Raw genomic sequence first — 11,530 nt, 5'->3', positions numbered from 1 at the left:
GCGTTAAGATATATCTTATGTTTATTTTAGTATTTGAAATTATTTTTGTTACGAATGATTGATCGTCATCATTCAAACTTGGTAATTTAATTTAATATAACTAGCATGAATATGAAACTAAGATACTAGTTTTAAGGAGATTTTATTATGCAATTTGTTACAATACTCATATTATTCTTATGTACCTTTTTTCCTCTCTTACATATGATTAATGCTCTTCCAATTTTTTTAAAACGTAAGAAAATAATACATAATCAAGTACGAAAAAATAAAAGGATTAGCATTCTCATTCCATGTTATAACGAAGAAAGTATAATCGAAACAGCTATAAAAGGTATGAAGATATTAGATTACTCCGCAAAAGAAGTTATTTATATTAACGATGGATCCCAAGATAATACAATGAATATCTTACATGAACTACTACGTCTTGTACCGGAAGATCGAAAAATATCCAATCAGTTAAAAAGTAATGAAATCAAAAACTTCTATAAGTCTACTGTTTTCCCTAACGTTTACGTAATTGACAAAATAAATGGTGGTAAACATGACGCATTAAACGCTGGAATAATGTATTCAAAAAATGAATTAGTAGTAACTTTAGATGCAGATAGTATTCTTGATGAAAATGCATTACAAGTGTTAAATGAAGTATTTCAAGATGATAATGTAATCGCAGCAGGCGGAATGGTGCACCCACTTCAAGGAGTTCGATTTAAGCGCAAGAAAGTCGAACGCACTTTATCCGTAAATCATGTCATTCGATTTCAAGTTTTTGAATTCATAAAAGGATTCTATATTAATAGAGTTTCACTTGCAAAATTCGATGCACTCTCAGTTATTTCTGGTGCATTCGGGGTTTTTAATAGAGAAATTTTGCTCAAAGTTGGTGGATACAGAAAGACTTTAGGCGAAGATATCGACATTACATTAAAATTTCAACAATACATTTTAAAAAATCCTGGCATGAAAATGGTATTTGTTCCAAATGCGGTATGTTATACCGAATGTCCGGAAACCTGGAAGGATTTATTTAAACAAAGGATTCGTTGGCAAAAGGCATTTATTGACTGTATCGTTTATTATTTTCCGATGCTCATAAAGACATTTTTGTTCCGTACAGTTTCTTTCTTTATGCTAATTGATTCGTTTATTTTAGGTACAGTAGCAATTTATTTTACGATTTTCAATTTAGGTTATATGTTCATTACAAATTTAAAACATGCTCAAAGTCTCCTACTAATCTATTTGCTTGGAGTCGTATCTCTAAATATAATTTACAGTCTATTTGCTTTGTATTTAGCTCGCTATTACGGAGTTGAATTTAAAGGGAAAGAAATGATACGTTTAGCGATCACGATTATTTTAGACTTATTTGTCTACCGTTTTGTAACGCTTTTTTTCGTACTCATTGGTACAGTCTCATATTTTATAAACCGGAACGATTGGAACAAAGTTTCAAGATCCGGAAGAGTTTATGATTTAGAAAAGGATAAAGGAATGGTGAAGGTTGGATAAAAAACTTGTTATTGTATATGCAATTCTTATTTCATCATTCATGATCGCATACCCATTTATGAAGAGTAGTGCATCTTATTTGTCAGAACCAATACAACAAAATAACTTACTTCAAACTTATAAGTGTAAACCTTTGAAACAAACACCACAAAATATTCAAAAACAACAAAATAAAGCTAATATTATTTTTACAATGGATGATGGGTGGGAAACTCAATTTACTAAAGGGTTTCAAATTTTAAAAGGTAAAGGGATAAAAGGAAGTATTGCTGTCATACCAACAAAAGTTGGTACTGAAGGATATATGTCATTAAGTCAATTAAATACCTTATATTCATCAGGTTGGGACTTGATGAACCATACAAATTCACATCGACATTTAGCAAATTTAAATAAGCAAGAACAAAAAAAAGAATTAAATGAAGCACGTAATTGGTTAAATGGACATTGTTTTAAAAGAGCGAGTAATATTGCAGTTTATCCATACGGTTCTTTTAATCAAGAAACTTTGAAACTCCTACAGGAAGAGCATTATCGAAGTGCTCGAACCATTAAGGATGGAATTCAAACAAACAATATCAAAAAATATGAAGTGCGTACGATCAATTTACTTCCTAGTACAAATATATCTTGGGTTAAAGAACAGATTGATTTAGCAATACAAACGAAACAAACAATTGTATTTACGAATCATCGGTTTGAAAAAAAAGCTGATAAAGCACAAATGAATTTTGATCCAAGTAAGTATAAATCGATTGTTAATTATGTAGTAAGCAAAAAAGAAGAGCTAAACATTTTAACATATTCTGAATGGTTGGATTTAAAAGAGATAAAATGAGTTGCTTTGGCAGCTCTTTTTTATTTCTACTATTTATTTTTTATCTACTCCAAAAATAAAATAAGAGATGGGAAGTCACTTTCTTACGTTCTTCCCATCTCTTATTTTAAAAAACTGGTGTAATTCGTACTAATTTACTTGAATATTAGTTTTATGTACTTTCGATTTATTCGTAATAATCTGGATGATAATACAGACTAAAAGAATAGCCAATAATATAGCAGAGGCAATTTGTGTACCATTTGCTAAGCCTAATCCACCTTTTTCTTGAGGTTTAATTAAGAAATCTCCGAAAGTTGCTCCGAACGGTCTTGTCAAAACAAATGCTAGCCAAAATAAAAACACTCTATTTAAGTTTGTAAACCAATACGCTAAAAGGATTATTAATATTAATCCACCAGTAAGCATAGCCCCTTGAGCAATAGTTAGTCCTAATCCATGTTCTAGGTAACTTCCACCACCTGCTAGTGTACCTACTCCTTCAGATTTGTGTGATAAAAAATCGCCTGCGGCTGTGCCTAAAGTATTAGACACAAGAATAGCAATCCAATATAAAACCTCTACCCTCTTCGTTGCAATATTTTTAACATTTAATGTTGGTTCAGTAAAATACCAAAATATAAAAATGATAGCTAATAAGCTTATAAGTATAAGTGAACCCTTCATATAACCTAATCCTAATGAACGATCCATATAATCAGAAAATGCTGTGCCCGCAAGACTAGTAGATAGAATTACAGTCCAATAGACTGATGGAACATATCTCTTAATAAACAATTGAATAATTAAAAAGACAGCAAATATGCTCACGAAAAACAGAAAAGGGGTTAAATAATTATCTTCCGCTCCAGGTACAGTAACCAAATCACTACCTGTTTCTCCTAGTGTTGTTGCAGCAATCTTCATAATCCAAAACAATAGTGTCAATTGAGGAATTTTGCTAACAGACGATTTTACAATTTCTTTTGCAGTTGTCATTCTAAATATCATTCCCTTTCATTTTTAATTTAAATGCAATTAATAATCCCATAGAATTATGAAAGGAAAATGAAAAATAGTAAGTTTTAATAATTATTCTCTCACTTTTTTGAACACCGTTACTTACAAGCCAAACTTTTATATGAAAATGCTATTATTATAGAATTAAACTCTTCATGGATTATTAGTTATATCAAATGATTTAAACCATTTTAATAATTCAGTACCATAAAAACATAAAATACCGATTATTAAAGTAATAATTGGAACCCAAACTAAAGCTGCTTTATATTGTAAAAAACGATTAACTCCAATAAAACTGGAGTAAGAAATTGCCTTACACAAATTATCTACAATAGGGATTAAAAAAACATGAATAAGGCCATATGAATATAAATTGCTCCAATTGTTTTCTTCATTTACATTTATTTAAGTTTTTTAGTCTTTTACCATAACAAACTAAATATCACAATATTCTGATATTAACCTTTGCATTCCGTTCAATAAATTTGTCCGCTCGAATACAATTCATAAAAAAAGCTTAAGTTATTTCTTTCGAGACTTAGATATTAATCTATTAATTATTCCAACACTACAGCCAAAAATAAAAAAGTACTAGACAAATTAATACATTGCTAATTTTCCCATTCAACTTTAGAATCCTATTATAAAATTCGACACGATTTGCTATTAAATTAGACCAAATTTTTCTATGTAATAACAAAGGAGCCGAAATTGTGACTCCTTCGTTATTGCATAGATATTTTACTATGCAATCGTTCTATTTAGGAATTTAGTCAATGCCTCAACGATCAGATTATGATCATCTTCCTGAGCTAAGCCCGAAACAGTAATCACACCAATTACTCCTGAACCTTCAATTTTAATTGGAAATGCTCCACCATGCGTTGCAAATTCAAATGGACTAGCTGAGTAAAAATCATAATATGAGCGATTTTTCATTTCATTGTAAAGCCTCATATAATAAGAGCTACAATGATGACGAAGAACAACATTTGATTTTCGTTTAATCCATATATCTTGGTCTGGAGCAGTATGATCCATTGCATAATGGAATACCGTTTGACCGTTTTTCACTATATTTATAGCAATTGGTTTTTCAAGTCCTTTAGCTGCTTCAATAATTGATAAACCAATTTCTAATGCATCTTTATTAGAAAAACTTTTAAAGATTAGATTTTCTTCCTGTTTCCTAACTTCTTCAAGTTTTGTTTGGATATTTTTGTCCATACTTCCCCCTATTATAGATAAATAACTTTCTTTTCTTCACTACTTTTAAGTGCTGCTTCAATAATTTTAATAACATTTAAGCCTTCTTCACCTGTAACAGGGGCTTTTTTACCTTCCAAAATGCTTTTGGCGACTTTCTTATAATAAGTTGTATAAGAGCCTGGTAATGTGACTATCGTTTCTTCCATTTCCTTATCCCCATCTACAGTAAAGAGCTTACCGAAAAATTGTGGTTCATCTGCCCCCCATGATTCTTCTGTAGGTTTTTTACCTTCTTTTAAAGCTGCTTCTTGACCATCCATTCCATACTTTATAAAGCTACCTTTAGTTCCATGCACTTGAAAGCGAGGCCCATTACTTGGGACAATCGAACCAGAATGTAAAATAACACGAAGCTTGTCATAGCCTAAAATAATATGAAAATAATCATCTGTTTTGGCATTTCCTCTTTGTGCAAAAACATCTGCTGAAATGAATTGAGGCAGTCCAAAAAGGTTTAAAGCCTGATCAATTAAATGCGAACCTAAATCATATAGCATACCAGATCCAGGACCTTGTTGTTCTCTCCAACGATTCCTAACTTCTGGTCTATATCGATCAAAATGAACTTGATATGTATTGATTTCTCCTAATGCACCATCGTTTATTAACTTTTTAACGGTTAAAAAGTCATTATCCCATCTTCTATTATGATACACGCTTAAAAGTAGTTTCTTTTCTTCAGCAATCTTATTTAGTTCTTCCGCTTCCCATGTCTGTACTACCATTGGCTTTTCTAAAATTACGTGCTTTCCTGCTAATAAGCTTTGTTTAGCCATTTCATAATGCATTCCACTTGGAGTGGTTATGACAACTAAATCAATCAATTCATCTGCAAGTACATCCTCTAAAGCACTTACTACTTTGACAGCACCTAATTCTTTTTGAACTTCTTCTTTTTTTGAGCTAACAACTTTTGACAATTCAAATTCTTCTAATACTTTAATAAATGGTGCATGAAATGTAGCACCTGAAAATCCATATCCAACTAGACCAACCTTAATTTTTTTCATCTAAAAACAGCTCCTTTTCTTCCTCTACCACGATTAAATGTATATTATTTTCAATTATGTTTCTTTTAAATTCTTCATCTGGATCTTTGTCGGTAATGATTACATCAATATCCTTAATATTACAAACTTTATGCAAAAAGATTTTTTCAAACTTTGAATGATCCGCTAGTAAAACTACCTGTCTTGCACAGCTTATCATTTTTTTCTTTAAAAACGCTTCTTCCTCATCAGGAGATGTTAATCCTTCAGCGTTGATGCCGCATGCACCAAGGAAAAGTTGATCAACTCTATAGTCATTTAATGTTTCCAATGTCCTAGGGCCTACTAAATTCCTATTTTTTCGATTGAATTTACCAGGTAGCATGAACGTGTTAATTTTTTCATATTCACCTAATAAATCAACTACATCAATTGAGTTCGTAATCACATTCACTTGCTTATCAAACATAAATTTTGACATGAGTGCACAAGTTGATGAAGTATCCATCAGTAAATCACTATTTTCGCGAATTAGTAATGAGGCCCTCTTTGCAATTTTCTCTTTTCCTTCAGTTAGATCTCTTTCTTTATAATCAATTAATTCTCGATTACTAGTTGGAAGGGTCGCTCCCCCTTTTATCCTCATAATCTCTCCACGCTCTTCAAGCTTAACGAGATCTCTTCTCGCTGTATCTTTTGAAACACTAAGCATTTCACATATTTCTTCTAACATAATTTCTTTATTTGAGTCCAAATATTTCAATATTAAAGTTAGTCTTTGTTCTTGATACATTACCGAAACTCCTTTATCAATTCCCTATGTAAATGAGAAGTCTATAAATAGTATATAAGATTAATTTAAAGATATCTACATTAAAACTTAAAAAACTTAAAATAATTAAGTTTTTTAAGTTTTTGATAAAAACAACCAAAAATAAAAACGATAAGAGAGTACTCCCTCCTATCGTCTTTAAAATTAGATTTATTTTATAAAAATTTAATTTGGTGGAATAAATGGTTTTTCCCATTCCATTCAATTATATATTCCTCAACACCTAAAACCGCAGTATCTGGTTTTGATGACTGCTTCTCAATCCATTTTTTTAGTTCCGGTAATACATCATTATGAAATTGTGATTTAGCTTTTTCAGGATAAATGTTTTGAGAAATTGGATAAAAATAGATTGATATATCCTTATCTCTGTTACAAGTAACCGAAGCTACAACGGTGCCGCTAATTTGAGGTGGTCGTGAACACTGAGTATCAAATTCAAACTTTCTTCTTAGCCCAAATAAAACATTAGCATCTTCTTTATTCGGCAGATTCAATTTTACTTGTTTTTTATTTGTAGCATAAGTTTCTACTTTGTTAAGATTTCTAAAAAAAGCAATCTTCAACTTCGCACCTCCCGATATTAAACACTTCAATATTAATTTCGTTTTATCTAATTTATGCCCCTACTAATAATCTTATTGACCTACTTTCAATTATCACAATAAAAAAAATCGACAAATATGTCGACCGTTTCCCCAGCTATAAAAGTATTAATGTTAAGTATTGTTTTAAAAATTATAAAATTGATAAATATTTATCAAAAAATTATTAGCTATCGTAAATAAATCAACCGATATTATTATTGAATGACTTTTATTACAAACTACTTTAAGGAGAATAACCGATTAATAAATTAAAAAAGTTTTAGTATTAGGAAAAGATTTTGAAGTAAACGGTAAATTTTCTACAAATAGCATTATTGAAGAAGTGGTAAACAATAGACTTGATGGTGGTAGTAACCCTACTTTCACTGTGGCACTTAACCCTATAAGTCGTGTTTGGAGAGGTGCTAATGTTTGGCTTTTCAGTAACTTTAGATCCAATTAATAGTTTTAAATATTAGAAGTAGATTTTCATCTACTTCTTTTTTTAATAGTTTTCACTCTATAGACTATATAATTGTGAATCTTGAGCGATCTAATTACGACTTATTTAGTTGAAACATTATTTGTCTGCTTTTAAATTGTAAATCGGCTTCATAAAAAATTCGATATCAATCTGTTCAGTAATATTTTCAAGTATTAATTTCGGTTTTTTATACACCATTGGAGATTCGTCAATTGTATGTTTGTTGATCGATGTTGTAAAGACACCTTTCATCGCTTTTTGATAAATATCTAAGTCTACTTTATATGCTGCATCTGTTCTGCTCATAATACGCCCTGCTCCATGTGGTGCTGAGAAATTATAGTCACCTGAACTTTTACCTTTTCCAACGGCACAACCAAATGCCATATTAAAAGGAATAATCACTTCTTCGCCTTCAGTAGCTGAAATTGCACCTTTTCTTAAGATATTGTTTTTAAGATCGATATAATTATGTATTGATTCGATTTTCCTAATTCCGTCAAAATCTAATTTAAAATATTTTCCGATAATAATTTTCGCAATTTGTTCACGATTTAATGAAGCAAAGTGTTGCGCAATCGAAAGATCTTTTAAATAAGCATCTTTATCTTCTTTTTTAGATAAGTATTCAAAACCTTTATAGTTTTCTCCGAATAATTGTTTCATATTTTCTTTTGCGACATTCATATGATGTTTTGCAATTTCAAATCCAAAATGTCTTGAACCAGTATGGATTACGAGCCAAAAATGATTATTTTCATCTTTATCAATTTCAATAAAATGATTTCCACCACCAAGGGTTGCAATACTGCTCTTTCGTAATTATAATTTAAACCAAGTCTCTCAATTGCCTCAGCAATCTCTTCCGGTTCAATTACTGGTTCATCGTGGATATTTGATCCTATTGGGATATTTTTTCGGATAAACTTATCAAGTTTTTCAGACTTTACTGTTTTCATCCGCCCTAGATAATATGCACTCACACCACACCCGATATCAACTCCTACGATTGAAGGAATAATATAATCATTCAACGTCATTGTAAAACCAACCATTACACCGCCACTAGATATATGGCAATCTGGCATAACAACGATGTTTGAATTTGAAAAACATTCCGTATCTAATATCGTTTTTAATTGTGTAATAACATTTGTATCCACATAATCAAGTAGTATTTTTCCATTATTGTATTTTCCGTTAAATTCTATCATATATGTTCCTCACTTTTATTTTTCTATATCAAAAAAGATTTTACTTTTAATCGTCTCCGAATATAAAAGCCCATGCTTTACCATATTATATCATCTCTCATTCTACTAACCTGTCGTTTTTTATAATGGAGATAATAAAAAAGAAATTTCAAAGTGAAATTCCTTTTTTATAGATACTATATGTGACTGTTAGAACTTTTTTCTTTAGATTCATTAATTTTTGAAGGAGCTGAAGGCTTTACATCTATCGTTACATTAGAATTCCGTGTTTCTCCTGAAGGTCCAATAACATTCGTTAAAGTTCCTATTCCTAAAACCATTGGAAGTGCAACGATAGCAGATTTGATTACTTTATTGAATGGCTTTTTTATATTAGCAATTGTTAATGAAGCATAGAACAACAATAAATTAAAAGGACCGTCAATAAGTCAGTTTAGCTGACTTTAAGGACGGCCCTTTGATGTTATCATTTCGATTGTTTTTCTAACTAGCTTTACGGCTCATTTTTAATGTCTCTTTTAGAGGAATACCTAAAATTAGACATAATAATATAAAGCTTAATACTACTAATAAAATAAAAATATTCATAATACTTCCTGTAGCATCGAGTATAAGACCAGCTATAATCGGAATAAAGCCACTTATAATATATCCAACTGATTGCATTAAAGCAGTCCATGCTCTAGCTTCTTCAGCGGTATTAGTCGCATTTAAAGGTAAAACTAATGCTAATGGGAATAAACCACCTAAAGCGATCCCAATAAAAATAACAGCAATCCACAAGTTAATTTCAAAAATAATAAATAGCAGGCCTGCAATGACGAAAATTGTACTTCCTATTAAATAAAGTTTTTGGTTTTTAAATCGATCAGCTAGAGTCGGTATGATAAAGCTACACACCATCTGAACCAATGTAAATAAAGTAATCACTGTGCCTGCTTTTGTACTAGAGATTCCAAATTTTCCTGCTAATGGTGCAAGCCATGTACTGATACAATAAAATAAACCTGATTGTAAACCAAAAATTAATGTAAACATCCATGCTTTCTTATTTTTATAAGGTAATCCACTCTTTTTATTTTCTATATTTCTTACACTTTTTTTAATCATTGGGTACCAAGCAATAAAAGCTATAATAGCTAATACACCCCATATTGCAAGTGCCTTATTCCATGACCCTCCGAACGTTTTTTGTAGAGGGATCGTGAGTCCCGAACTTAAAGATGCACCAAGTCCCATACCCACTGAATAGATTCCAATCATCATTCCCAACTTATTAGGGAACATTTTTTTTATAAATCCAGAAAGTAAAGGACCAATAATTGCAATTCCAATACCAACCAACAAAGCGGTAAATAATAAAGTTGCAGAAGTTGTAGCTACCGCTCTTAAACCTGTTGCGACTCCGATTAATATTATACAAGCAGCAATTGTTTTTTCACTACCCCATCTATTACTTAATTGTCCAGTAAATAAAGCAAATATCCCCATACATAAAACTGGAATAGAAGTTAAAAAGCTAACTACAAAGTTGCTCATATTTAAATCATGTCGAATGATTTCTAAAACTGGAGAAATTGAAGTAATTCCAATCCGTAAATTTATTGATACTAAAAATAGTGCTAAAACATAAAAAATAGGTTTTAATTTCATTTTGATCATTCCTTTATACTAATAATTCATCATATCATCAGATGTTTAAATCATAACAATAGGAGCTTATAGTGGCTCCATATTTTTCATCGCATATTTTATTGCATCTTCTTCATTTTGGTTTAAAATTGCTAAGTACAACTTCTCATGTATATCCGAATTGTCTTGATAATTGGAAGTGTTCATGATTAATTTACTTAAATCTTGACGTAGAACAGGAATAAATGACTGATATAAATCAATCAATATTGGGTTTTTACTTGCTTTTGCAATTGACAAATGAAAGGAAATATCTGCTTCTAAATATTCAGCATACTGCCCTTCTTTCAGTGCATTTTTTCGTTTATCTAGATACGTTTTCATTTGTAAAAGGTCATCATCATTACGGCGCTTAACAGCTAATGATGTCACTTCTTTATCGATCATCGCTCTAGCTTCAAGAAGATGTGCTTTATTTGCATCCTTCAAGTTTTTTTCCAACGAATTTTGAACAGGACTATTAGAAATGATATGTGTGCCATGACCTTGTCTAACTTCTAAAATACCTGCGTGAGCTAAAATTTTAATTACTTCTCTTAGTGTTGAACGACCAACACCTAATTCTTCCATTAACTGTGGTTCTGAAGGTAATTTGTCACCCACTTTATATTCACCAGAAAAAATTTTTCTTTGTAATTGTTCCAATACCTCGTCTGCTAATTTACGACGCGGCACCTTTGAAAAATTCGTCATATCGTCTGCTCATCTCCTGTTTAATAATTTCATTATAAACATCCCATCTATATAAAACAAGAAAATAAATTCCCCTAAAATTTCAATGTATTATTAGAATCTCACTTCACAAAAATTAAATGTAAATTGATCCTTCTTCCAATTACGTAAAATAGAGTATGATCCAATTATGGTCATACTCTATTTTCCACATTGAAAAAATCAAAACCTTGTCTAATCACTCTATAAATTGGATTACATTTTCGAGCATTAATAAATGTTGTCTAAATTCTTTTAATTCATTTCGATTAATTTCGCCTTTTTCGTAATTATGTTGTATCACCTCTCGTTCAATTTGAGAAGCAAAATCAAGCCATTCCTGAAAGAATTCATTCGTAATGCTAAGTCGTTCACTAGTCTTTTCTATTTGTTG

At 30.7% G+C, this 11,530-nt stretch carries 12 protein-coding genes; 2 read left to right on the top strand and 10 right to left on the bottom strand.

Annotated features, from left to right (window positions below):
• Positions 1–147: 147 nt before the first annotated feature.
• Positions 148–1,518: a glycosyltransferase family 2 protein gene (locus ACFCYN_RS23600; RefSeq protein ID WP_375952247.1), complete on the top strand. Its 1,371-nt coding sequence runs from the start codon at positions 148–150 to the stop codon at positions 1,516–1,518.
• Positions 1,511–2,356, top strand: a complete 846-nt coding sequence (locus tag ACFCYN_RS23595; RefSeq protein ID WP_172444533.1) for a polysaccharide deacetylase family protein — start codon at positions 1,511–1,513, stop codon at positions 2,354–2,356. Before ACFCYN_RS23600 ends, ACFCYN_RS23595 begins: the two co-directional genes overlap by 8 nt.
• A gap of 129 nt (positions 2,357–2,485) precedes the next feature.
• Here the strand turns inward: ACFCYN_RS23595 and ACFCYN_RS23590 are convergent, their stop codons facing one another.
• The 10 genes from ACFCYN_RS23590 to ACFCYN_RS23545 all read right to left on the bottom strand — a co-directional run.
• Positions 2,486–3,334, bottom strand: a complete 849-nt coding sequence (locus tag ACFCYN_RS23590) for a COG4705 family protein (protein WP_375952244.1) — start codon at positions 3,332–3,334, stop codon at positions 2,486–2,488.
• 768 nt (positions 3,335–4,102) lie between these two features.
• Entirely contained in the window at positions 4,103–4,585 is a 483-nt protein-coding gene (locus ACFCYN_RS23585) for a heme-degrading domain-containing protein (RefSeq protein WP_375952241.1), read from the bottom strand.
• A gap of 11 nt (positions 4,586–4,596) precedes the next feature.
• Positions 4,597–5,637 carry an oxidoreductase gene (locus tag ACFCYN_RS23580; protein ID WP_375952238.1) on the bottom strand — a complete coding sequence of 347 codons (1,041 nt, stop codon included), beginning with the start codon at positions 5,635–5,637 and terminating at the stop codon, positions 4,597–4,599.
• Positions 5,624–6,409 carry a DeoR/GlpR family DNA-binding transcription regulator gene (locus ACFCYN_RS23575; RefSeq protein WP_172444529.1) on the bottom strand — a complete coding sequence of 262 codons (786 nt, stop codon included), beginning with the start codon at positions 6,407–6,409 and terminating at the stop codon, positions 5,624–5,626. The genes ACFCYN_RS23580 and ACFCYN_RS23575 overlap by 14 nt, the downstream gene beginning before the upstream one ends.
• 194 nt (positions 6,410–6,603) lie before the next feature.
• Complete coding sequence (locus ACFCYN_RS23570; protein WP_172444528.1) at positions 6,604–7,014, bottom strand: hypothetical protein; 411 nt, start codon at positions 7,012–7,014, stop codon at positions 6,604–6,606.
• Positions 7,015–7,615: 601 nt separating this feature from the next.
• Positions 7,616–8,290 carry an RtcB family protein gene (locus tag ACFCYN_RS23565; RefSeq protein WP_375952250.1) on the bottom strand — a complete coding sequence of 225 codons (675 nt, stop codon included), beginning with the start codon at positions 8,288–8,290 and terminating at the stop codon, positions 7,616–7,618.
• Positions 8,254–8,733: an RtcB family protein gene (locus ACFCYN_RS23560; RefSeq protein ID WP_375952234.1), complete on the bottom strand. Its 480-nt coding sequence runs from the start codon at positions 8,731–8,733 to the stop codon at positions 8,254–8,256. The genes ACFCYN_RS23565 and ACFCYN_RS23560 overlap by 37 nt, the downstream gene beginning before the upstream one ends.
• 483 nt (positions 8,734–9,216) lie before the next feature.
• A complete protein-coding gene (locus tag ACFCYN_RS23555) occupies positions 9,217–10,395 on the bottom strand; it encodes an MFS transporter (RefSeq protein ID WP_375952231.1) in 1,179 nt (392 codons plus the stop codon).
• A 57-nt stretch (positions 10,396–10,452) separates the two neighbouring features.
• Positions 10,453–11,118 (bottom strand): FadR/GntR family transcriptional regulator, encoded by a 666-nt coding sequence (locus tag ACFCYN_RS23550; RefSeq protein ID WP_098118240.1) that lies wholly within the window; start codon positions 11,116–11,118, stop codon positions 10,453–10,455.
• Positions 11,119–11,335: 217 nt separating this feature from the next.
• The coding region (locus tag ACFCYN_RS23545; protein WP_375952228.1) for a hypothetical protein at positions 11,336–11,530 on the bottom strand (195 nt) is incomplete at its 5' end.

Origin of the sequence: Gottfriedia sp. NPDC056225, from assembly GCF_042267765.1 — a bacterium.
GTDB lineage: Bacteria > Bacillota > Bacilli > Bacillales > Bacillaceae_G > Gottfriedia.
This window is presented reverse-complemented; position numbering and strand designations above follow the sequence as displayed.

Coding starts and splice junctions, on each gene's coding strand:
- ACFCYN_RS23600 (WP_375952247.1), top strand. CDS start 148: ATGCAATTTGTTACAATACTCATATTATTCTTATGTACCTTTTTTCCT.
- ACFCYN_RS23590 (WP_375952244.1), bottom strand. CDS start 3,334: ATGACAACTGCAAAAGAAATTGTAAAATCGTCTGTTAGCAAAATTCCT.
- ACFCYN_RS23585 (WP_375952241.1), bottom strand. CDS start 4,585: ATGGACAAAAATATCCAAACAAAACTTGAAGAAGTTAGGAAACAGGAA.
- ACFCYN_RS23580 (WP_375952238.1), bottom strand. CDS start 5,637: ATGAAAAAAATTAAGGTTGGTCTAGTTGGATATGGATTTTCAGGTGCT.
- ACFCYN_RS23575 (WP_172444529.1), bottom strand. CDS start 6,409: ATGTATCAAGAACAAAGACTAACTTTAATATTGAAATATTTGGACTCA.
- ACFCYN_RS23560 (WP_375952234.1), bottom strand. CDS start 8,733: ATGATAGAATTTAACGGAAAATACAATAATGGAAAAATACTACTTGAT.
- ACFCYN_RS23555 (WP_375952231.1), bottom strand. CDS start 10,395: ATGATCAAAATGAAATTAAAACCTATTTTTTATGTTTTAGCACTATTT.
- ACFCYN_RS23550 (WP_098118240.1), bottom strand. CDS start 11,118: ATGACGAATTTTTCAAAGGTGCCGCGTCGTAAATTAGCAGACGAGGTA.